This is a genomic window from Aeromicrobium sp. (genome assembly GCF_037719875.1).
GTDB lineage: Bacteria > Actinomycetota > Actinomycetes > Propionibacteriales > Nocardioidaceae > Aeromicrobium.
Genome location: NZ_JBBJMJ010000005.1, coordinates 27,766 through 50,054, shown reverse-complemented (window position 1 = coordinate 50,054; position 22,289 = coordinate 27,766). Strand labels below are relative to the sequence as shown.

Genomic DNA, 22,289 nt, shown 5'->3' with positions numbered 1-22,289 from the left:
CATGAACATCAGATTCCTTCGTGCCGGGGCGGTCACAGCGGCGGCGGCCCTCGCGCTCAGCGGCTGCGGTTTCTCGCCCTACAAGCTGCCCCTGCCTGGTGGCGCCAACCTCGGCGACAAGCCCTACTCCGTCAAGGTCCAGTTCCGTGACGTGCTCGACCTCGTGCCGCAAAGTGCGGTCCGGGTCGACGACATCGCGGTCGGCAAGGTCACCGACATCAAGCTCAATGGCTGGACCGCGGTCGTCACGATCGAGGTCAACAAGGACGCCATCCTGCCCGACAACGCGGAGGCGACGATCCGCCAGACCAGCCTGCTGGGCGAGAAGTTCGTCTCGCTCGCACCGCCGGAAGTGGCTCCCGTCGGCCAGCTCGGGAACGGCGACACGATCCCGCTCGACCGCTCGGGTCGCAACCCCGAGCTCGAGGAAGTCCTCGGCGCGGCATCGCTGCTGTTCAACGGTGGTGGGCTCGAGAAGACCAACACCATCGTCAAGGAGCTCAACAATGCTCTGGGCGGCAACGAGCCCGAGGTCAAGCAGCTCCTCCGGTCGACCTCCTCGTTCATCGGCCAGCTCGATGACAACAAGGCTGCGTTGCTCACGTCGTTGGAGAAGGTCAATCGCCTCGCGATCGCAACGAACGGTCAGAAGGCAGCCATCACCGGCGCGCTGGACGACCTGCCCGACGCGCTCCGGGTCATCAACGACCAGCGGGACGACCTGGTCAAGCTCCTGCAGTCGTTGGAGCGGCTGAGCAATGTCGCCACCAGCGTGATTCGCGACTCCAAGGCCGACACAGTCGCCAACCTCCGCGCCCTCGTCCCCACCTTGACCAACCTGACCAAGGCGGGGGACGACCTGGCCTTCGGAACCAAGGCACTGCTGACCTATCCGTTCACCGACGGATTCGTGGGCAACTCCTTTGCCAAGGCCTCGGGCAAGTGTCAGAACGGCCCCGGCGGCGGCGTCAAGCAAGGTGCGTGCTTCGGCGACTTCGCCAACTTGTCGATCCGCCTCGACATCAGTGCCGCCCAGCTGGCGAATCTGCTGGGTGGGTTCGAGCTTCCTGCAGGCGCGAATGCCCCGGCGGCCGAAGCGGCGCCGGGTCAGGACCTGGTCGACCTCGTCACCGGTCTGGTGCCTCAAGCAGGCGGCCTCGAGCTGCCCGGCGTGACGCCCGGATCGGGCTCCTCCAGCACGCCGAAGCCCAAGCCGACCACCACGTCACAGGCCCCCGGCGGAGTCTGCTCCCTGCTCGGCAATTGCCGTGTCGCGGTCGCTGACACTGCGCCGAGCGACTTCGAACGACTGCTCGTTGAACCGGCGGTGGCACCATGATTTCAAGATTCACCAAGATCCAGCTGGTGATCTTCGCGATCATCACGGTGTTGGGTGGTGCGTTCGTCGGTGGCCGCTACGCCCAGATCGATCGACTCGTGGTCGACCGCAGCTTCCCGGTCTCGGCCCAGTTCAAGGACTCCGGCGGGATCTTCGCCGGAGCCCAGGTGACCTACCGAGGGATTCCGGTCGGCAAGGTCAAGCGGTTGAACTTCAAGGACAGCGGTGTTCAGGCAACTCTCGACATCGAGAACAGCGCACCCAAGATCCCGTCCGACGTCCTGGCGGTCGTGGCCAACAAGTCGGCCATCGGTGAGCAGTTCGTCGACCTGCAGCCGCGCGCCAACTCGGGGCCATACCTCAAGAGCGGTTCTTCGATCTCGATGGCCGACACCCGCATCCCGATCGACACCACGACCCTGCTGGTCGACATCGACAAGCTGGTTTCCTCGGTCAACACCGACAGCCTGCGCACGGTCGTCGAAGAGCTCGGACAGGCATTTGAGGGCACAGGCCCGGACCTGGCCACGATCCTCGACACCTCGTCGGAGTTCATCCAGGCAGCGGACGACAACATCGACGTGACCCGCGCCCTGATCAATGACTCGTCCTCGGTCCTGCAGACCCAGATCGACAAGCAGGGTCAGCTCGGAACCTTCTCCAGGAACCTCGCGCTGCTGTCGGACAGCCTGGTGGACGCCGACCCGGATCTGCGCCGCCTGTTCGACAAGGGCAGCGTGAGCGCCAGGACCTTGCGGCAGGTTGTCGATGAGAACTCGGTCGACCTCGGCAACGCTGTCAGGGATCTGGTCATAGCCAACAAGCCGTTGTCCAAGAACGTCCTCGGACTGCAGACAACCTTCATCCTCTATCCCTATCTGCTGGAGGGGTCGTTCTCGGTCGTAGACCCGGTGGTCAAGGACGGGAAGGTGACCAAGGACTACAACGCGACCTTCGGTCTCGTGCTCACCGACACCACGAAGCTGTGCACCTACGCCCAGACCGGTGGGGCAGCCTCGGGCTACCGCGAGCGTCGCGAGGAGTCGGACATCGAGGACCGAGCGCTCGATACGGACGTGGACTGTAAAGTTCCCAACAACAACATCGATCGGCAGGTTTCCAAGACTGTCCTGGAGCGAACGGCCGTCACCAACGGCGCCGGTCCTTCGGTGTCGGATGCCCCCACGCCCACCGGAAAGGACTCCTGGAAGTGGCTTCTGCTCGACCCGGTCCAAAAGTGACCGTCAGGTCCAGCCGCGCTCGAGTCATCGCTCTCCTGGTAGTCGCCACGGCTGTCGGCGTGGTGCTCTGTGTGATCGGTGGCGTCCTGCTGCTCCAAGATTCTGCAAAGGGTGGTGGGGACGACAACGACCGCAACGAGGTGACGTCCCGGGCGACCGATTTTGCGGTGGCATACAACACCTATGACGTGGCACGCCTGGACGAATATCAAAAGCGCGTCAAAGGGCTGCTGACACCGGCATACTCCAAACAGTTCGTCGAGGTCACGGACGCCATCTTCAAGGCGTTGGAGACCAAGAAGCAGACCAGCGACGGAGCCAACGTGCTGGGCGTCGCGATCGACAGCATCGACAAGGACTCGGCCGAGGCGATCATCGCGGTCGACGCCAAGATCTCCAACACCGACAACGAGGCAGCCGTGCTGCGGCATTTCCGCTGGAAGGTGTCGTTCACCAAGACCAAGAGCAAGTGGCTCGTGGCGAAGTTCGAGAGTGTGGCACCGGTGGACGCGCAGGCCACACCCGTGCCGTCGACGACGACCCCCAGCCCCCAGGGTGGTGACAACTGATGAGCGACTCCAACGGACCCGTCCGTCGGCGCAGGATCGCCGGCGAGAGCAAGCCGGCTGCGCCGGCCAAAAAGGCGCCGGCCAAGAGGCCCGCAGTCAAGAAGGCCCCGGTCAAGAAGTCCGGAGCGAAGCAGGCGCCCACCGAGCAGGCTCCGGTCACGAAGGCCGGCGCCAGGCAGACCCGCGCGAAGCAGGCGCCCACCGAGCAGGCTCCGGTCACGAAGACCGGCGCCAGGCAGACCCGCGCGAAGCAGGCGCCAGCGACCAGGACCCCGGCCAAGAAGTCGGGTGCCAAGAGGGCCAACCCGCCCGAGGCTCCGGTCAAGGACGCGGTTGCCACTCCGACGTCGGCCACGCAGGACTCCGCGGCGAGATCTACGACGACTGCCAAGGTCGTTCGACCTCCGAGGCCAACTCCCAAGACTCCGGTCGCACGACCGTCCACCGACTCGTCGGACGGCTCCGGCACCGGAACCCGTCGCGATCTGAGACTGCTCATCCCGGCTTTTCTGGTGGCGCTCGCCGCGATCGTCGCCGGCGTGCTGCTGACCGTCAACGGGGTGTCTCATGTGCGCGACGGCGGCGGCGGCGGGGGACAGGGCATCACCACATCGCAGGAGCAGGCGTCCTCGGCCGCGGGCTCGGCAGCGGAGACGATCTTCTCGTTCCGTTTTGACGAGCTCGATGAGCACCTCTCGTCCTCCAAGGCCCTCATGACCCCGAGGTTCGCGAAGGAGTTCGACAAGATCGCGCCGGCGTTGACCGAGCTCGCGCCTCAGCGAAAGATCGTCGTCCAGGCGGTGACCCGCAACGCCGCGGTGCTGGGATGCGGTGACGAATGTTCAGCGACCAAGGCCAACGTGCTGGTATTCGTCGACCAGGCACGGCTCGTCGGCGGGTCGAAACAGCCGACGGTCTTCGCCAATCGGATCTCGGTCTCGATGGTCAAGACCGACGACGGCTGGCTCGTCAACAACATCCGGGCGCTGTAGGTCGCTCAGTCGGGTCCACGGCCTGCCGGGCCTTGCGGGCTCGGCGCCATTCCGCGGCGGGTTCCCTGGGTGTCGGTCGCCAGTGGTGAGAAAAGCCAAATAGACTCCCTCACGCGGATGGCTTTGTCAAGACCCCGCCCTTGCTTCGCTGTGCCCCGCGGGTTACACTGAACTTTCGCGCTCGCTCCGACCTGCCCTCGTCCCCCTTGACCGGGGTCGTTTGGCGTGCGCGCAGCACGATCTCCGAGCCACCCGCCTGCGAGCCCTTGGAAGGACCCCTCTTGGCCGCCTCGCGCACCTCCGCAACTGTTCAGCCCCGCCGTATCTCTTTCGCGAAGATCGCAGAACCCCTCGAGGTCCCAGAGCTTCTTGCTCTGCAGACCGACAGCTTTGCCTGGTTGATCGGCGACGACTCCTGGAAGGCCGGTGTCGAGGAAGCTCTCGCCGGCGGCCGGACCGACGTCTCGACCAAGTCCGGACTGGAGGAGATCTTCGAGGAGATCTCCCCGATCGAGGACTTCTCCGAGACGATGAGCCTGTCGTTCCGCGATCACCGTTTCGAGCCGCCGAAGTACTCCGTCGAGGACTGCAAGGATCGCGACGTCACCTATGCAGCTCCGCTGTTCGTGACAGCTGAGTTCATGAACAACGAGACCGGCGAGATCAAGAGCCAGACCGTCTTCATGGGCGACTTCCCGCTCATGACGGACAAGGGCACCTTCATCATCAACGGCACGGAGCGTGTCGTCGTCTCGCAGCTCGTCCGTTCGCCGGGCGTCTACTTCGAGCGCGTCCCGGACAAGACGTCCGACAAGGACATCTACACGGCCAAGGTCATCCCGTCGCGCGGCGCATGGCTCGAGTTCGAGATCGACAAGCGTGACCTGGTCGGCGTACGCCTGGACCGCAAGCGCAAGCAGAGCGTCACCGTGCTGCTCAAGGCGCTCGGCTGGTCCGAGGCGCAGATCCTCGAGGAGTTCGGCCAGTACGAGTCGATCCGCCTGACGCTGGAGAAGGACAACACCACGACCCAGGACGAGGCGCTGCTCGACATCTACCGCAAGCTGCGTCCGGGCGAACCGCCGAGCCGCGAAGCCGCGCAGACGTTGCTGGACAACTACTACTTCAACCCCAAGCGCTACGACACCGCCAAGGTTGGTCGCTACAAGATCAACAAGAAGCTCGGTGGCGAAGAGGCCTTCGACCAGCAGACGCTGACGATCGACGACATCGTGTCCACGATCAAGTACATCGTCGCCCTGCACGCCGGTGAGGCCGAGCTGGCCACGCCGGCCGGTCAGACCATCGTCGAGGCCGATGACATCGATCACTTCGGCAACCGCCGCATGCGTACAGTCGGCGAGCTGATCCAGAATCAGCTCCGCACGGGCCTGGCCCGTATGGAGCGTGTCGTCCGTGAGCGCATGACGACCCAGGATGTCGAGGCCATCACGCCGCAGACCCTGATCAACATCCGCCCGGTCGTCGCGGCGCTGAAGGAGTTCTTCGGCACCTCGCAGCTGAGCCAGTTCATGGACCAGAACAACCCCCTGGCCGGGCTGACGCACAAGCGGCGTCTGTCCGCCCTCGGACCTGGTGGTCTGTCCCGTGAGCGCGCCGGTTATGAAGTTCGAGACGTGCACCCGTCCCACTACGGCCGCATGTGCCCGATCGAGACCCCCGAAGGGCCCAACATCGGCCTGATCGGCTCGCTCGCCTCCTACGGCCGCATCAACTCGTTCGGCTTCGTCGAGACGCCTTATCGCAAGGTCGTCAAGAACAAGGTCACCGAGCAGATCGACTACCTGACCGCGACCGATGAGGACCGCTTCATCATCGCCCAGGCCAACTCGATCCTGACCGACAAGGGCAACTTCGCCGAGGACATGGTCCTCGTGCGTCAAAAGGGTGGCGAGGCCGAGCTTCGTCCCGCCGCTGACGTCGACTACATGGACGTCTCACCGCGTCAGATGGTGTCGGTCGCGACGGCCCTGATCCCGTTCCTCGAGCACGACGATGCCAACCGCGCCCTGATGGGCTCGAACATGCAGCGCCAGGCCGTCCCGCTGATCCGCAACGACGCCCCGCTCGTCGGCACCGGCATGGAGTTCCGTGCCGCGGTCGACGCCGGAGACGTCACGGTGGCCAAGGTCGCCGGCGTGGTCAACGAGGTGTCTGCGGACGCGATCGAGATCATGCAGGACGACGGCTCCTACTTCACCTATCGTCTGGCGAAGTTCCGTCGCTCCAACCAGGGCACCTGCACCAACCAGCGCCCGCTGGTCGAGCAGGGTCAACGCGTCGAGGTCGGCACCCCGCTGGCCGACGGCCCGTGCACCGACGAGGGCGAGATGGCGCTCGGGACGAACCTGCTCGTGGCATTCATGCCGTGGCAGGGTCACAACTACGAGGACGCGATCATCCTCTCGCAGCGAGTCGTCCAGGACGACCTGCTGACCTCGATCCACATCGAGGAGCACGAGGTCGATGCGCGCGACACCAAGCTCGGCCCCGAGGAGATCACGCGGGACATCCCGAACGTCTCCGAGGAGATGCTGGCTGACCTCGACGAGCGCGGAATCATCCGCATCGGCGCCGAGGTCGGCAACGGTGACGTCCTGGTCGGCAAGGTCACGCCCAAGGGCGAGACGGAGCTGACCCCCGAGGAGCGCCTGCTCCGCGCGATCTTCGGCGAGAAGGCGCGCGAGGTGCGCGACACATCGCTCAAGGTTCCGCACGGGGAGTCCGGCACCGTCATCGGCGTCCGGGTCTTCGACTCGGCCGAGGGTGACGAGCTCTCTCCGGGTGTCAACCAGCTCGTACGTGTCTACGTCGCCCAGAAGCGCAAGATTTCCAACGGCGACAAGCTCGCAGGCCGTCACGGCAACAAGGGCGTCATCTCCAAGATCCTCCCGGTCGAGGACATGCCCTTCCTGGAAGACGGCACACCCGTCGACATCGTGCTCAACCCGCTCGGTGTTCCCGGCCGAATGAATGTCGGGCAGGTGCTGGAGACCCACCTCGGTTGGGTCGCCAAGACCGGCTGGCAGATCCCCGAGGATGAGAAGGACGAGTGGGCGCAGACCCTGCGCAAGATCAAGGCCGACAAGGCTGAGCCGTCCACCAACATCGCTACGCCGGTGTTCGACGGCGCCCGTGAGGACGAGATCCAGGGCCTGCTGGCCTCGACTCTGCCCAACCGGGACGGCGAGCGCATGGTCAAGCGTGACGGCAAGGCGGTGCTGTTCGACGGTCGTTCCGGCGAGAAGTTCCCCGACCCCGTCTCGGTCGGCTACATGTACCTGCTCAAGCTGCACCACCTCGTCGACGACAAGATCCACGCACGTTCCACGGGTCCTTACTCGATGATCACGCAGCAGCCGCTCGGCGGAAAGGCGCAGTTCGGTGGACAGCGCTTCGGCGAGATGGAGGTGTGGGCCCTCGAGGCCTACGGAGCGGCGTACGCGCTGCAGGAGCTCCTGACCATCAAGTCCGACGACATCCTCGGACGCGTCAAGGTCTATGAAGCGATCGTCAAGGGCGAGAACGTCCCCGAACCCGGCATCCCGGAGTCGTTCAAGGTTCTCGTCAAGGAGATGCAGTCCTTGTGTCTCAACGTTGAAGTGCTCTCCAGCGATGGAACGGCCGTCGAGATGCGCGACGCGGAAGAGGATCTCTTCCGTGCCGCCGAAGAACTCGGCATCGACCTGTCCCGGCGTGAGCCTTCCAGCGTGGAGGAGGTCTGATCCCCACGGATCGGACCCTCCCCACACCTTCGTAAAAAGCAACGGAAAGTAGAGTCCAAAGTGCTGGACGTGAACTTCTTCGATCAAATCCGGATCGGTCTTGCGACCGCCGACGACATCCGCGGATGGTCGTTCGGCGAGGTCAAGAAGCCCGAGACGATCAACTACCGCACGCTCAAGCCCGAGCGCGACGGCCTCTTCTGCGAGAAGATCTTCGGTCCCACCCGGGACTGGGAGTGCTATTGCGGCAAGTACAAGCGCGTGCGCTTCAAGGGCATCATCTGCGAGCGCTGCGGCGTCGAGGTCACGCGGTCCAAGGTGCGCCGTGAGCGCATGGGCCACATCGAGCTCGCTGCGCCGGTCACGCACATCTGGTACTTCAAGGGTGTGCCCAGCCGGCTCGGATACCTGCTCGACCTGGCACCCAAGGACCTCGAGAAGGTCATCTACTTCGCGGCCTACATGATCACCAAGGTCGACGAGGACTCCCGTCACAAGGATCTCTCGAGCCTGGAGACCAAGATCGACCTCGAGCGCAAGCAGCTTGAGAGCCGTCGTGACAACGAGGTCAACGAGCGCATGCAGAAGCTCGAGGAAGACCTCAAGGCACTCGAGGACGAGGGCGCAAAGGCCGACGCCAAGCGCAAGGTCAAGGACGCCGCCGAGCGCGAGGCCAAGCAGCGTCGCGACCGTACGCAGCGAGAGATCGATCGCCTCGACGAGGTCTGGACCCGCTTCAAGAACCTCAAGGTCCAGGACCTCGAGGGCGACGAGCTGCTCTACCGCGAGATGAAGAACTGGTTCGGCAAGTACTTCGAGGGCCACATGGGCGCGACCGCGATCCAGAAGCGCCTCGAGACCTTCGACATCGAGGGCGAGGTGGAGTCGCTGCGCGAGACCATCGACACCGGCAAGGGCCAGCGCAAGGTGCGCGCGCTCAAGCGACTCAAGGTCGTCGACGCTTTCCGCAAGACCAACAACAGCCCGCTGGGCATGGTCCTCGACGCCGTCCCGGTGATCCCGCCCGACCTGCGGCCGATGGTGCAGCTCGACGGTGGTCGGTTCGCGACCTCGGACCTCAACGACCTCTACCGGCGCGTGATCAACCGCAACAACCGCCTCAAGCGGCTGCTGGACCTGGGCGCACCGGAGATCATCGTCAACAACGAGAAGCGGATGCTGCAGGAGGCCGTCGACGCGCTGTTCGACAACGGCCGCCGCGGCCGGCCCGTCACGGGCCCGGGCAACCGGCCCCTGAAGTCGCTCTCGGACATGCTCAAGGGCAAGCAGGGCCGGTTCCGCCAGAACCTGCTCGGCAAGCGCGTCGACTACTCGGGCCGTTCGGTCATCGTGGTCGGCCCGCAGCTCAAGCTGCACCAGTGCGGTCTGCCCAAGCAGATGGCGCTCGAGCTGTTCAAGCCCTTCGTCATGAAGCGGCTCGTCGACCTCAACCATGCTCAGAACATCAAGAGCGCCAAGCGCATGGTCGAGCGGGCACGCCCGGTCGTCTGGGACGTGCTCGAAGAGGTCATCACCGAGCACCCCGTGCTGCTCAACCGTGCACCCACCCTGCACCGGCTGGGCATCCAGGCGTTCGAGCCTCAGCTCATCGAGGGCAAGGCCATCCAGATCCACCCGCTCGTCTGCTCGGCCTTCAACGCCGACTTCGACGGTGACCAGATGGCCGTCCACCTCCCGCTGAGCGCGGAGGCGCAGGCCGAGGCTCGCGTCCTGATGCTGTCGACCAACAACATCCTGAAGCCGTCCGACGGCCGACCGGTGACGATGCCGACCCAGGACATGATCATCGGCCTCTACTTCCTGACGCTGGAGCGTTCCGGCCACGCAGGGGAGGGGCGCGCATTCAGCTCGGTCTCCGAGGCCCTCATGGCGTTCGAGCGCCACGAGATCTCGCTCCAGAGCCACATCAAGATCCGCATCGGCGGCGAGACGAACGAGACGACCCTGGGTCGCGCGATCTTCAACGAGGCGCTCCCGGACGACTACCCGTACGTCAACCACCAGGTCGGCAAGAAGGAGCTGGGTGTGATCGTCAACGATCTCGCCGAGCGCTATTCCAAGGTCGATGTCGCCAACGCGCTCGACAACCTCAAGGACACCGGATTTCACTGGGGCACCCGCTCAGGTGTGACGGTCTCGATCGAGGACGTCGTGACGCCTCCGCGCAAGCAGGAGATCCTCTCGTCGTACGAGACGCAGGCCGCCAAGGTGCAGACGCAGTTCGACCGCGGCCTGATCACCGAGGACGAGCGTCGTCAGGAGCTCATCGAGATCTGGACGCAGGCCACTGCAGATGTCACCGAGGAGATGCTGAAGGGCTTCAAGGAGGACAACCCGATCTGGATGATGGTCGACTCCGGTGCTCGCGGCAACATGATGCAGGTCCGTCAGATCGCCGGCATGCGTGGACTGGTCGCCAACCCCAAGGGTGAGATCATCCCGCGCCCGATCAAGGCCAACTTCCGCGAGGGACTGTCGGTGGTCGAGTACTTCATCGCCACCCACGGTGCACGCAAGGGACTGGCCGACACCGCGCTGCGTACGGCCGACTCGGGCTATCTGACCCGTCGACTCGTCGATGTCAGCCAGGACGTCATCATCCGTGAGGACGACTGTGGCACCGAGCGGGGTCTGCGTCAGGTCATCGCGACCAAGAATGACGAGGGCAGGCCTGTCGCGGACGAGAACGTCGAGACCTCGGCCTACTCGCGCACGGCAGCCGCTGACGTCTCTGACGACAAGGGCACGGTGCTCGCCGCGGCGGGCAGCGAGCTCGGCGACGTCGAGATCGGTCGCCTCATCGCGGCCGGTATCGAGGAGATCAAGGTCCGTACGGTCCTGACGTGTGAGGCCAAGGCCGGCACGTGTGCCAAGTGCTACGGCCGTTCGCTCGCGACCGGCAAGCTCGTCGACATCGGTGAAGCGGTCGGCACCATCGCCGCCCAGTCGATCGGTGAGCCCGGCACGCAGCTGACGATGCGTACCTTCCACACCGGCGGTGTGGCCGGCGACGACATCACGCACGGTCTGCCGCGCGTCGTGGAGCTCTTCGAGGCCCGCCAGCCCAAGGGTCGTGCGCCGATCACCGAGTCTGCCGGACGGGTCGTCATCGACGACTCGGACAAGACCCGCAAGCTCGTGGTGACACCGGACGACGGCTCGGAGGTGCTGGAGTACCCCGTGACCAAGCGTTCGCGTCTGCTCATCGCCGACGGCGACCACGTCGAGGTCGGCCAGCAGCTCACGCACGGCACCCCGGATCCGCAGGAGGTCCTGCGCATCCTCGGTGTCCGCCGGGCACAGGAGCACCTCGTGGACGAGGTCCAGGAGGTCTACCGCTCGCAGGGTGTGGCCATCCACGACAAGCACATCGAGATCATCGTGCGCCAGATGCTCCGTCGTGTGACGGTCATCGAGCAGGGTGCGTCGAACCTCATCCCGGGTGACTTGGTCGATCGGGCCAAGTTCGAGGAGGAGAACCGCCGCGTCGTAGCCGAGGGTGGCTCGCCGGCTTCGGGCCGACCGGTGCTGATGGGCATCACGAAGGCCTCGCTGGCCGTCGAGTCGTGGCTGTCGGCCGCCTCCTTCCAGGAGACGACTCGCGTCCTCACCGACGCCGCGATCCACGGCAAGTCCGATGCGCTGCGTGGGCTCAAGGAGAACATCATCATCGGCAAGCTCATCCCGGCTGGTACCGGTCTCGACCGTTACAAGAACATCCGGGTCGAGCCGACCGAAGAGGCCCGTCAGGCCGCCTACGCCGTCACCGGCTACGGCGACTACGACTATGGCTTCGGCGCTCCGGACTCCGCTCCGGTGCAGCTGGATGACTTCGACTTCACGTCGTACGACAAGTAGTCACGCAGGCGCAGCAGCAACCGCACCAACTACGAAGCCCCCGGCCCCGGCCGGGGGCTTCCTAGTTCGTCAGAGGCCGCCACGACGTACGACCTTCGCCATGTGTCGGCCAGTCGACTGGGCGTGCGCCGGAGTCTCGTAGAAGTGTCGGTGAGTGGCCGAGAGCGGGCCCACATAGCCTCCCGGCAACCGGTCACAGATCTCGTCGCCCTCCGCACAGAAGGTGATGGCAGAGTTCCGCAACGAGGGCCCGAGGGCTGGCCCCGGCCCGAGTGTCCCGGGGCCCGGTGAAGCCGTCCCGTATGTCCACGACGCGATCGTGTCGGCGGGATTGCGACGGGGGTCGGCGATCATGGCCACGAGCACGACCCGACCGGACAAACCGGCGGGCAGCTGGACCGCGAGCTCGTGGGCGGCCTGGGCGCCTTGGCTGAACCCGACGATGCCGAACCGCGCTCGGGGGCAGGAGCCGGCCATCTCGGAGAGCCGCGCGCCAGCCTTCCGCCGGCCGTCATCGACGCTGGCCTGGTAGTCGGCGCTGATGGCCGCGCTCTCCGCGCGATACGGGATGCCCTCGAGCCGGACGGTCGTGCCGGAGTCGCGACGCAACTGGGCTGACATTGCCTCGACCGATGCCAGGACTTCGCGACCGGCGCCGCGGTTGCCCGTGGCTGACTGCAATGACCCACGCAGGCCCAGCACGACGAGGTCGGCGCACGGGGTGTCGACAAGCAGCGGCCGGTCGGCCCGTGCGTCCGCTCGCCCGGCGCTCGAGCCTGAGCAGGCGGTGGTGAGCATGAGGGCGATCGTGGCGGCCAGGTGAGCGCTGCGCGGACGGGTCATGTGGCCCCGGACCTGCGTTCGGCAGGCTGCTCGGGCGCAGGGGTCGGGGGTGAGGGAACCTTGAACAACCAGGTCAACCGAGGTTCGAACACGGGCCGGAAGAGCATGGCGACGGGCTTGGTCATCAGGAGGTTGGCCACGCACACCGCGACCAGGCTGCTCCCGATGACCGCTCCGACACCGAACCGGTCGATGCGGGTGAACACCTCGAACTCCAGCTGGAGCAGCACGATGATGTAGCCGTGGAGCAGGTAGCAGTAGAACGTGCGCCCGCCGAGCGCCGTCGTCCACGAGCGCTGACGCGGGACGAGTGACAATGCCGCGAAAGTCAGGATGAAGCCGACAGCCAGGAGCTCGGCGCGTTGGGTCATGCCCTCGATCGCGGTCGCTCCGAGTGGTTCCTCGTCGTAGCGCTGCTTCCACAGCAGCCAGTCAGTCTCCCAGTTCTTGGAGTAGACGTAGCAGATCAGCAGGGCGGAGCCGAGCAGTCCGACCGACGCCGCCCGGATGCGTGGCGACGCCAGCCGCTCGAACCGCTCGCGACTCATGTGCAGGCCGACCACGTAGAACGGCAGGAACCCCAAGATCTTGGGCAGCGCCAGGACGTTGGGCACCTCGATCAGGCCGACCAGGAGAGAGATGACGATCGAGGTCGCGATGGGGTACTTCAGTGCCCGCCAGATCGGCGTCGTGAGGCGCCAGACGAACAGGGCTGCCATGAACCACGCGAGCCATTGGGGGGACAGGATCATGAGGGGGTCTGGCTTGTCGGTGTAGTGCCGGCTGATGAGCTGCATCGACGTCTCGATGATGAGGTAGGGCACCACCAACGTGCTGACGATCCGGCGCACCTGGCGCGGCTCGCCCATGTAGTGCCGCGCCGTGTAGCCCGAGATGAGGATGAAGAACGGCATGTGGAACGAGTAGATCCACACATAGACGCCGCGGGCCGAATCCATGTCGGTGAACGAGGTCAGCGAGTGCCCGATCACGACCAGGAGCATGACCCAGTAGCGGGCGTTGTCGAGGTAGGCCACCCGCTCCTTGGGCGGTGGCGGCGTGACGGGCAACGGTTCGGGGGCACTCATTGTGCTTGACTCTATAAGCACCCTCCGAAGGTGCGCCGTCCGAATCAGGTGTGGAGGATCAGTGGTCGAACCGTCCCGCACCCAGCGGCTGGGTGCCTATGCCGTCGTGGTGGATGAGGGCCGGCTGCTGCTGACCAGGATCTCGTCGATCGGATTTCCCGCCGGTACCTGGACGCTGCCCGGCGGTGGCGTCGACCACGGGGAGTCGCCGCACGCCACCGTGCGTCGGGAGCTCTGGGAAGAGGCGGGTCTGGAGGCCATCGACGCGCGGCTCATCGACGTCCACGACATCCACATCGTGGACCTGGGTCGCGCCGATGCGTACGAGGACTACCACGGGGTGCACCTGCTCTACGCGGTCACGGTCGACCCCACGGTGGAGCCGCGGGTCATCGATGTGGGCGGCACGACCGATCTCGTTCGCTGGGTGCCGATCGACGAGATCGGCTCAGCATCCGGACCGGTGTTGCCGATGGTGACCCATGCGATCGAGAATCTGGATCAGTTCGTCGCCGGATAGTCGAACAGAGCGGTGTAGTTGCCGCGAGCGGACAGGACGAAGACCGCGCGGGACGTTCCGCCGTCCTTGGTCTGGGTCGTGTAGGTCGTGGAGACCTCGTTGAGGTCCTCCACGACATCCTTCCTCACGGCCCCGCCCTCGCCTGCCTGATCGTCGATGTATCCCTCGGCGACCAGGTCCGCCTGGATCGCACGCGCCGTGGTGACGTTGACGAAGCCGGGGCGATACCCGCTGAGCAGGATCGTGGCCGTCGAGGGAGCGGTCCATCCGTTCAACAGCTCGGCCGTGCGCGGTGCATCCTCGTCCATCTTGGGCCAGATCAGGTCTGACTTCTCGGGGACCTCCTCGATGTCCTCGACCTCTTCGAGCGATCCGGTGTCGTCGGCGAGCTGACCCTCGCGGGGCTCGCCGACATACTCCACCAACAGCGTCATGACCGGCCGGGTCAGGTCGGAGGGGCCGGATGTGCGGGTAGCGAGGTCGCCGGGATCGACCGTCATCGTGACCCGGACATCGCGGTCACCTGCGATCATGCCGCGAAGCGACAGGCGGCACGACGTGATCCGGCGACCTGACGAGCTGCAGTACCTCGACAGGTCATTGGTGACGACGCTGGAGGCGGGCAGAAGCGCGTCGATCTGGGCCAGCATGCGTCGGACGACCTCGGTCGGCTTGCCGTCGACGCGCATCAGCGAGACGGTCGAGTCGGGCCGGGGCGGATCCTCGAGCAGCTTGAAGGAGTCGTCGCTGGGCCGCGTGTCCTCAGGAGTCGGTGCGGGCGGAGCAGGCGGGGTCCCGTCGGTGGCCTCCTCGGCGGCCTTGTCGCGCGCCTCGGCATCCCGCTGGGCCTGCGCCGTCTCGAGCTCAGGTGTGTAGGCGTCGATCAGGCGGGTGCTGCGGTAACGGATGAGCGGACCGAGCTGCGTCGCGCCGGGGGGGACCTGCAGGCCGTACATGATGGGGCTCTCCGGTCCGGACTCGTAGTCCTGGACGTCGGGTGCCTCGGTCGTGCTGGTGGCGGGCGCAGGGGTCGGGTCCCCTCCAGAGCCCTGCTCGCAGGCCGCAATCAGGCTCAGGGTGGCCAGACAGAGCATCGCCCGGAAACGGCGAGATTTCATGCGATCCCCTTGTCGGAGTCCGGAGGAGAAGGTCAGGCGGGCGTCGGACCTATCGCCGTCGCGACGAGATCACGTGCACCAGGAACACACGATATCGTTCCGGCCCAAGGGGCAGGTGCGGATGGTCCCGCATCTGCGGAGGAGGCGACGATGGCTGCGCGGGCCACCACGACGGATCGGGTTTTCGCCTCGCTGCGTGAATCCATCCTCGCCGGGGAGTTCCCGGCCGGCTCGCTCCACTCGATCTACCGGCTCGCCGACCTGATGGAGGTCTCCCGGACCCCGGTCCGTGAGGCCGTGCTGCGGCTTGCTGACGTCGGCCTCGTGACGATCGAGCGCAACAGGGGCGTGCGGATCCGCGGGGTGTCGGTCGAGGACGTGCGCTCGGTGTTCGAGCTGCGGCTCATGATCGAAGTGCCGACCGCTGCATATGCCGCGGCGCACGCCGGTGCCGACGACGTACGGGCACTGGAGGCCGAGCTGGCGGGTATGCGTACCAGCGCCGGATCGCTCGACGAGCCGCGATTCACCGGCCACGATCGCGCACTCCACGGTGCGATCGGTGCGATCCTCGGCAACGAGCGGGCGCAGCAGGAGGTGGCCGGACTCCGGGACTCGATCCAGACGCGAGGCGCTTCGACCCTGCATCGTTCGCGCGGCATGCCCGAGATCCTCGACGAGCACGTCCCGATCGTCGAGGCCATCGCGACCGGTGATCCGCAGGCCGCGGCCACCCGCATGGAAGGGCACCTGCTCAACACCGCGATGCTCCTGATGGTGCAGGCATCCACGCCTGAGGACCCCGCGCCCGACTCCGGCTGGGCCGACGGTCTCCGCAACCACCTGTACGTCCCCGGCCGCGCCTCCGGTCCCGTTCAGTAGCATGCTAGTGTCGCACGCACCGTCCGAAGGAGTAGCGCCGTGTCGAGCTTTCACCCCACCCACCCCGAGACGGTGTTCACCTATGGCGCGCCGGGGCTCAAGTTCGGCGTCGGCGCGCGACACGAGCTGAGTCATGACCTCGCACAGTTCGATGCCAAGCGCGTCCTGATCGTCACCGATCCCGGCGTCGCGGCCACCGGCTCGCCCGGGGAGATCGCGGACTCGCTGCGTGCGGCCTCGATCGAGGCTGTCGTGTTCGACCGATCGCGCGTCGAGCCGACCGACGGCAGCCTGATCGAGGCGATCGAGTTCGCGAGGGCGGAGGGGCCGTTCGATGTCATCGTCGCGGTCGGTGGTGGCAGCAGCATCGACACCGCCAAGGCCGTCAACTTGCTGACGACCAACGAGGGCGAGCTGATGGACTATGTCAATGCCCCGGTGGGCAAGGCCCGCGCACCGCGGAATCAGCTCCTGCCGCTCATCGCGATCCCGACCACGACCGGCACGGGCAGCGAGAGCACCACGATCTGCGTCCTGGACGTGGTCAGCCAGCACGTCAAGACCGGCATCTCGCACGCCCGACTACGCCCGACGCTCGCGGTCGTCGATCCCGAGCTGACCCTCACCCAGCCGGCCGGAGTCACGGCGGCGTCGGGGCTCGACATCTTGTGCCATGCCCTCGAGAGCTATACGGCTCGCCCCTACGAGTCCTACGAGCGCAAGCAGGCGGCCGACCGGGTGCCCTACTGCGGCGCCAACCCCATCGCCGACATGTGGTCCGAGAAGGCGCTCAGCCTGATGGCCTCGTCGTTCCGGAGGGCCGTGCGGGACGGCGACGATCTTGCGGCTCGAACGGAAGTGGCGATGGCGGCCACGTTCGCCGGGCTCGGATTCGGCAACGCCGGTGTGCACATCCCGCATGCCAACGCCTACCCGATCGCCGGGCAGGTACGTGACTTCCATCCGGCCGGCTACGACGCGGATCATGCGATGGTTCCGCACGGCATGGCCGTCTCGCTGACCGCCCCAGCCGCCTTCGGCTACACCTTCCGGGCGTCGCCGGATCGGCACGTGCGTGCGGCGGAGCTGCTCGCTCCGGGCGCCGAACGGCCTGATGACGCCGCCCAGTTCCTGCCCCAGGTGCTGGCGGAGATCATGCGTGACGTCGGGATACCTGCCGGGCTCGGCGCTGTCGGCTTCGGCACGGGTGACATCGACTCGCTCGTCGAGGGGACTATGAAGCAGCAGAGGCTCCTGGCGACAGCGCCGCTCGACGTCACCGAGGGTGATGTGGCGATGATCCTCGACAAGTCGATCGAGCTCTGGTGACACCCGTGACACCCTCCTTCGACCCCCGCAAGCGGGAGGTGCCCCCAGCGCTCGGTCGCGGCTTCGCCGCTGCACGGTTGTCGACCTTCGGCCGATCATGGTAGCGGCGGACGTCGTCGCCGCCCTCCGTGCGAACGGCGTGACCGATGTTGATGACTCGACCCTGACCCGCGCGCTCTACAGCACTGACGCGTCGCTCTATCGCGTCGTGCCGCAGGTCGTCGTACGTCCGCGGGACGTCGACGAGGTGCTGGCCACGATCGATTCCTGCCGCCAGACCGCGACCCCGGTGACATCGAGGGGCGCCGGCACCTCGATCGCGGGCAACGCCGTCGGCACGGGCGTCGTGATCGACTTCGCGCGCCACCTCAACCGCGTCCGGGACATCGATGTCGAGGCGCGCACGGCGCGGGTCGATCCCGGGACGGTGCACGCCGTCCTGCAGCGGGCCGCGGCGCCGCTGGGTCTGCGCTTCGGCCCCGACCCGTCGACCCATACCCGATGCACGGTCGGCGGGATGATCGGCAACAACGCATGCGGCTCGCGCGCCCTTGCCTACGGCCGTACGGCGGACAACATCGTCGGCCTGGACGTCGTCACGATGGCCGGCGAGCAGATCTCGGTCGCGGCCGGGGGAGCGAGCACCTCGCCGACGCTCGACCGGTTGCAGGAAGTCATCGGTGGGGGGCTCGGCACGATCAGGACCGAGTTCGGCACCTTCGGCCGGCAGGTCTCGGGATACAGCCTCGAGCACCTGCTGCCCGAGCGTGGATTCGACGTCGCGACGTTCCTGGCGGGCACGGAGGGGACCCTCGCGACGATGACAGCCGCGACCGTGCGGCTCGTGCAGGATCCCTCGCATCGCCAGATCCTGGTGCTCGGCTATGCGTCGATGGCCGATGCTGCCGATGACGTGCCGTCGCTCCTGCCGTTCGCCCCGACGGCGTGCGAAGGCCTCGACTCACGCATCGTCGACGTGTTCCGTAGGCACAAAGGTGCAGTCCCTGAGCTCCCACGTGGCCAGGGTTGGCTGTTCGTCGAGATCTCGGGCGAGGACCCCGGTGAGATTGCCGACACGATCCGGCAGGCGCGGGCTGCGGCCTCGGCGGTCGCCAGCCGTGTGGTCGACGATCCTGCGGAGCAGGCGGTCCTGTGGCGCATCCGCGAGGAGGGCGCGGGCCTGGCCACGCGCACGTTGCCGGGCAAGGCGCTGTCCGGTTGGGAGGATGCCGCGGTGCCGCCTGCGAGGCTCGGGACATACCTGCGCGAGTTCGATGCACTTCTCGCCGCCAGCGGCCTGGACGGCGTGCCCTACGGTCACTTCGGCGACGGCTGCATCCACGTCCGCATCGACTTCCCGCTCGACGAGATCGGCGGCCACTCCGTGTTCCGCTCGTTCCTGCACGACGCCGCGACCCTCGTGGCGTCACACGGGGGATCGCTGTCCGGCGAGCACGGCGACGGTCGGGCCCGGTCGGAGCTGCTCCCGCTGATGTACTCCTCGGACGCGATCGACCTGTTCGGGCAGGTCAAGGCGGCGTTCGACCCCGACGACCTGCTCAATCCCGGCGTGCTCGTCAGGCCGCGCCCGGTCGACGCCGACCTGCGCGGCCCGGAGTCATCGAGCCCCCGATTCGCTGCGCTCATGGGGGGACCTCCAGGCCGGCTGGACGGCCGGCTGGGCCTGCGCCTGCTGCACGACAGCGGCGACCTGGGCAAGGCGGTCCACCGCTGCACAGGGGTGGGCAAGTGCATCGCCGACAACCAAGGGTCGAACGGGGTGATGTGCCCGTCATTCCAGGCCACCCGCGACGAGAAGGACTCGACCCGTGGGCGCGCCAGGGTTCTGCAGGAGATGATCGACGGCCGACTCGTGACCGGCGGATTCCGCGCCCCCGAAGTGCATGAGGCGCTAGACCTGTGCCTGTCGTGCAAAGGCTGCGCCAGCGACTGCCCGACCGGCACCGACATGGCGACCTACAAGTCCGAGGTGCTCCACCAGGCATACCGGGGACGCGTCCGACCTCGCAGCCACTACATCTTGGGGCGGCTACCGTTCTGGGCCCGGCTCACGTCGCCGATCGCACGGGTCGCCAACCTCGGTCTGCGCACGCCCGGTGTGCGCTGGGTGGCGCGGTGGGCGGCCGGCGTGGATCAGCGACGCAGCCTGCCCGCGTTCGCACGGATGAGCTTCAGCCGGTGGAACCGGCGGCGTGACTCCGGCACCGGGGGACGCGCTGGAGGTCGGGTCCTCCTGTGGTCCGACTCGTTCACCGAGTTCTTCTCGACCGAGGGCGGCAAGGCAGCGGTACGGGTGCTCGAGGGTGCGGGCTATGACGTCGAGATTCTGGCACGTCCGGCCTGCTGCGGGCTGACCTGGATCACGACGGGCCAGCTCGACAAGGCCCGGTCGATCGTCGGCGACACAGTCGCGCCGCTCCACCCGTACGTCGCCGCGGGCGTGCCGATCGTCGGCCTCGAGCCGTCCTGCCTCGCGGTGCTGCGCGCTGACGCGGTGGAGCTGCTCGACGATCCCCGCGCCCTCGACGTCGCTGGGGGAGTGTTCACCCTCTCGGAGCTGCTGCAGCGCACGGAGGGCTGGCGGGCTCCGGATCTGACGGGGACGACCCTCATCGTGCAGCCGCACTGCCACCAGGCATCGGTGTTGGGGTTCGAGGCCGACCTCGCCGTGATGCGGTCGACGGGGGCCGAGATCGAGCGACTGTCGGGGTGCTGCGGCCTGGCGGGCAACTTCGGCGTCGAGAAGGGGCACTACGAGGTGTCCGTCGCGATCGCCGAGCTGCAGCTCTTGCCGGCGGTGCGGAACGCGGGGGACGGGGCGATCGTGGTCGCCGACGGGTTCTCCTGCCGAACCCAGCTGGACGACCTCGCTTCCGTCGAGGCTCTGCACCTCGCGCAGGTCCTCGACCGCTGAGGGCGTCCACGACAACGAGACTCCGCAGGCGACGCGATGGCCGACGTCGTCGACGGACGCCGGGCAGCTATCGGACCCTCGACACCCTGCTGGCGGGAACCTTGACCGTCTCCCCCGGTGACAGGGTCAGCGATGCCGGGGGCTGGCTCGGTTCGCTCGGGTGAAGGAGTGATGATGGGACGCATGCGAGTTGTGGTGGTCATGATGATGGTCGGCAGCCTGTTCGGTTGTGGGGGCTCCGAGGAGCCCAACCCGGACGTGTACAAGAGGGCCGACGCCACCAAGTCTGCGGCGGCCGAGGTGTTCCCCCTGATCGGCGAAGCCGTCAAGGCGTCGAGCTACACCAGTTCGGGCGGCGGCCGGTGGGATATCTGTGGCATGGAGCCCAGCCCCACCGGCGCTGAGTACGTCGCGGAGGTGGCTGTGACCGATAGCAACACTGTTGCGTCGGAGCAGGCCGACCTCATTGCGTCTGCTCTGACGTCTGTCGGTTGGAAGGTCGAGCCACCGACGAGCGAGCTGGTCGAGGCCTCCAAGGACGGCCTGCAGTTCGCGGCACGATATGGCGATCTTGCTATCAACTTGTCGATCAGGAGCGGGTGCGTCGACTCGTCCGCGAACTCGTCGCGCAAGCTCAGCGACAAGCGTATCGAAGACCTCGGCCTGCCCCTGTCGGCTGAGTAGCTTAGTCGGTTGGCGCCTGAACGGCTCGACTTCGGCGGTGTCGACGGGCGGATACTGTTCGCCATCCCGACGACATCGTGACTCGGGTGGAGGCCGCACGTCTCGGTTTGGAAGTTGCCGCGCCTCCCCGGTAGTATGAGGCGCTGTGCCTGAACTCATCAGGCCGTTGCACGCATCCCGCCGGATTGCTCGGTGGTGAGTGCATCACGACTCATGGCTCACACCAGTCAGAAGAAGGAAGTTTGTAGTGCCCACGATTAACCAGCTGGTCCGCAAGGGCCGTCAGCGCAAGGTCGTCAAGACGACGACTCCCGCGCTCAAGGGTTCACCTCAGCGCCGCGGTGTCTGCACCCGCGTCTACACCACCACTCCGAAGAAGCCGAACTCCGCGCTCCGCAAGGTCGCCCGCGTGAAGCTCTCGAGTGGCACCGAGGTCACTGCATACATCCCGGGCGAAGGCCACAACCTGCAGGAGCACTCGATCGTGCTCGTGCGCGGTGGTCGAGTCAAGGACCTTCCCGGTGTCCGCTACAAGATCGTCCGCGGCGCCCTCGACACGCAGGCCGTCAAGGGTCGCAAGCAGGCTCGCAGCCGTTACGGCGCGAAGAAGGAGAAGCGCTAATGCCTCGTAAAGGTCCGGCGCCGAAGCGCGTCGTCGAGACTGACCCCGTCTACGGGAGCCAGCTCGTCACCTCACTCATCAACAAGGTCCTGGTCGACGGCAAGAAGCAGGTCGCCCAGCGCATCGTCTACACCGCCCTGGAGGGCTCCCGCGAGAAGTCCGGCACCGATCCGGTCATCACGCTCAAGCGCGCCCTCGACAACGTCAAGCCGTCGATCGAGGTCAAGAGCCGCCGCGTGGGTGGCGCGACCTACCAGGTCCCGATCGAGGTTCGCGCCTCGCGTCAGAACACCCTGGCCCTGCGCTGGCTCGTCAGCTATGCCGGAGCACGCCGTGAGAAGACCATGGCCGAGCGCCTCATGAACGAGCTGCTCGACGCCTCCAACGGTCTCGGCGGCGCCGTCAAGAAGCGGGAAGACACGCACAAGATGGCTGAAGCCAACAAGGCGTTCGCCCACTACCGCTGGTAATCGCTCGTTCCTCGAGGCGCTCACCCTCCTCC

Annotated in this window: 16 protein-coding genes; 13 read left to right on the top strand and 3 right to left on the bottom strand. The window is 66.6% G+C overall.

Going from position 1 to position 22,289, the window contains the following annotated elements; genetic code table 11:
* The first annotated feature begins 1 nt into the window (after position 1).
* The 6 genes from WKF39_RS06880 (at position 2) to WKF39_RS06855 (ending at position 11,766) form a co-directional block, all read left to right on the top strand.
* Positions 2-1,339: an MCE family protein gene (locus WKF39_RS06880; RefSeq protein ID WP_340386720.1), complete on the top strand. Its 1,338-nt coding sequence runs from the start codon at positions 2-4 to the stop codon at positions 1,337-1,339.
* Positions 1,336-2,580 carry an MlaD family protein gene (locus WKF39_RS06875; RefSeq protein ID WP_340386719.1) on the top strand — a complete coding sequence of 415 codons (1,245 nt, stop codon included), beginning with the start codon at positions 1,336-1,338 and terminating at the stop codon, positions 2,578-2,580. The genes WKF39_RS06880 and WKF39_RS06875 overlap by 4 nt, the downstream gene beginning before the upstream one ends.
* 59 nt (positions 2,581-2,639) lie before the next feature.
* The gene (locus tag WKF39_RS06870; RefSeq protein ID WP_340386717.1) at positions 2,640-3,149 is read left to right on the top strand and encodes a hypothetical protein; all 510 of its coding nucleotides are present in this window, start codon (positions 2,640-2,642) and stop codon (positions 3,147-3,149) included.
* Positions 3,149-4,141 carry a hypothetical protein gene (locus tag WKF39_RS06865; protein ID WP_340386715.1) on the top strand — a complete coding sequence of 331 codons (993 nt, stop codon included), beginning with the start codon at positions 3,149-3,151 and terminating at the stop codon, positions 4,139-4,141. Before WKF39_RS06870 ends, WKF39_RS06865 begins: the two co-directional genes overlap by 1 nt.
* Positions 4,142-4,422: 281 nt before the next feature.
* Positions 4,423-7,887, top strand: coding sequence for a DNA-directed RNA polymerase subunit beta (rpoB, locus tag WKF39_RS06860; RefSeq protein WP_340386713.1), 3,465 nt, complete (start codon positions 4,423-4,425; stop codon positions 7,885-7,887).
* Positions 7,888-7,947: 60 nt separating this feature from the next.
* On the top strand, positions 7,948-11,766 hold the full coding sequence (locus WKF39_RS06855) for a DNA-directed RNA polymerase subunit beta' (protein WP_340386711.1): 3,819 nt from the start codon (positions 7,948-7,950) through the stop codon (positions 11,764-11,766).
* A 69-nt stretch (positions 11,767-11,835) separates the two neighbouring features.
* On the opposite strand, the gene WKF39_RS06850 is transcribed toward WKF39_RS06855, so the two are convergent.
* On the bottom strand, positions 11,836-12,609 hold the full coding sequence (locus WKF39_RS06850; protein ID WP_340386709.1) for a cutinase family protein: 774 nt from the start codon (positions 12,607-12,609) through the stop codon (positions 11,836-11,838).
* The gene (locus WKF39_RS06845; RefSeq protein ID WP_340386708.1) at positions 12,606-13,697 is read right to left on the bottom strand and encodes an acyltransferase family protein; all 1,092 of its coding nucleotides are present in this window, start codon (positions 13,695-13,697) and stop codon (positions 12,606-12,608) included. Before WKF39_RS06845 ends, WKF39_RS06850 begins: the two co-directional genes overlap by 4 nt.
* Positions 13,698-13,758: 61 nt before the next feature.
* Between WKF39_RS06845 and WKF39_RS06840 the strand changes: the two genes are divergently transcribed.
* Positions 13,759-14,217: an NUDIX domain-containing protein gene (locus WKF39_RS06840; protein ID WP_340386706.1), complete on the top strand. Its 459-nt coding sequence runs from the start codon at positions 13,759-13,761 to the stop codon at positions 14,215-14,217.
* Here the strand turns inward: WKF39_RS06840 and WKF39_RS06835 are convergent.
* Positions 14,199-15,335, bottom strand: a complete 1,137-nt coding sequence (locus WKF39_RS06835; protein WP_340386704.1) for a hypothetical protein — start codon at positions 15,333-15,335, stop codon at positions 14,199-14,201. The genes WKF39_RS06840 and WKF39_RS06835 overlap by 19 nt on opposite strands.
* Before the next feature lie 150 nt (positions 15,336-15,485).
* Between WKF39_RS06835 and WKF39_RS06830 the strand changes: the two genes are divergently transcribed.
* The 6 genes from WKF39_RS06830 to rpsG all read left to right on the top strand — a co-directional run bounded on the left by WKF39_RS06830 (position 15,486) and on the right by rpsG (position 22,257).
* Positions 15,486-16,217 carry a GntR family transcriptional regulator gene (locus tag WKF39_RS06830; RefSeq protein ID WP_340386701.1) on the top strand — a complete coding sequence of 244 codons (732 nt, stop codon included), beginning with the start codon at positions 15,486-15,488 and terminating at the stop codon, positions 16,215-16,217.
* Positions 16,218-16,256: 39 nt separating this feature from the next.
* Entirely contained in the window at positions 16,257-17,546 is a 1,290-nt protein-coding gene (locus tag WKF39_RS06825; RefSeq protein WP_340386699.1) for a hydroxyacid-oxoacid transhydrogenase, read from the top strand.
* 97 nt (positions 17,547-17,643) lie between these two features.
* Positions 17,644-20,481 (top strand): FAD-linked oxidase C-terminal domain-containing protein, encoded by a 2,838-nt coding sequence (locus tag WKF39_RS06820; protein ID WP_340386696.1) that lies wholly within the window; start codon positions 17,644-17,646, stop codon positions 20,479-20,481.
* 183 nt (positions 20,482-20,664) lie between these two features.
* A complete protein-coding gene (locus WKF39_RS06815; RefSeq protein ID WP_340386694.1) occupies positions 20,665-21,165 on the top strand; it encodes a hypothetical protein in 501 nt (166 codons plus the stop codon).
* 247 nt (positions 21,166-21,412) lie between these two features.
* A complete protein-coding gene (gene rpsL / locus WKF39_RS06810; RefSeq protein WP_340386692.1) occupies positions 21,413-21,787 on the top strand; it encodes a 30S ribosomal protein S12 in 375 nt (124 codons plus the stop codon).
* Positions 21,787-22,257 carry a 30S ribosomal protein S7 gene (rpsG, locus tag WKF39_RS06805; RefSeq protein WP_340386691.1) on the top strand — a complete coding sequence of 157 codons (471 nt, stop codon included), beginning with the start codon at positions 21,787-21,789 and terminating at the stop codon, positions 22,255-22,257. The genes rpsL and rpsG overlap by 1 nt, the downstream gene beginning before the upstream one ends.
* Positions 22,258-22,289 lie beyond the last annotated feature (32 nt).

Coding starts and splice junctions, on each gene's coding strand:
- WKF39_RS06835 (WP_340386704.1), bottom strand. CDS start 15,335: ATGAAATCTCGCCGTTTCCGGGCGATGCTCTGTCTGGCCACCCTGAGC.
- WKF39_RS06815 (WP_340386694.1), top strand. CDS start 20,665: ATGCGAGTTGTGGTGGTCATGATGATGGTCGGCAGCCTGTTCGGTTGT.
- WKF39_RS06845 (WP_340386708.1), bottom strand. CDS start 13,697: ATGAGTGCCCCCGAACCGTTGCCCGTCACGCCGCCACCGCCCAAGGAG.
- WKF39_RS06875 (WP_340386719.1), top strand. CDS start 1,336: ATGATTTCAAGATTCACCAAGATCCAGCTGGTGATCTTCGCGATCATC.
- WKF39_RS06830 (WP_340386701.1), top strand. CDS start 15,486: ATGGCTGCGCGGGCCACCACGACGGATCGGGTTTTCGCCTCGCTGCGT.
- WKF39_RS06865 (WP_340386715.1), top strand. CDS start 3,149: ATGAGCGACTCCAACGGACCCGTCCGTCGGCGCAGGATCGCCGGCGAG.
- rpsG (WP_340386691.1), top strand. CDS start 21,787: ATGCCTCGTAAAGGTCCGGCGCCGAAGCGCGTCGTCGAGACTGACCCC.
- WKF39_RS06850 (WP_340386709.1), bottom strand. CDS start 12,609: ATGACCCGTCCGCGCAGCGCTCACCTGGCCGCCACGATCGCCCTCATG.
- WKF39_RS06820 (WP_340386696.1), top strand. CDS start 17,644: ATGGTAGCGGCGGACGTCGTCGCCGCCCTCCGTGCGAACGGCGTGACC.
- WKF39_RS06880 (WP_340386720.1), top strand. CDS start 2: ATGAACATCAGATTCCTTCGTGCCGGGGCGGTCACAGCGGCGGCGGCC.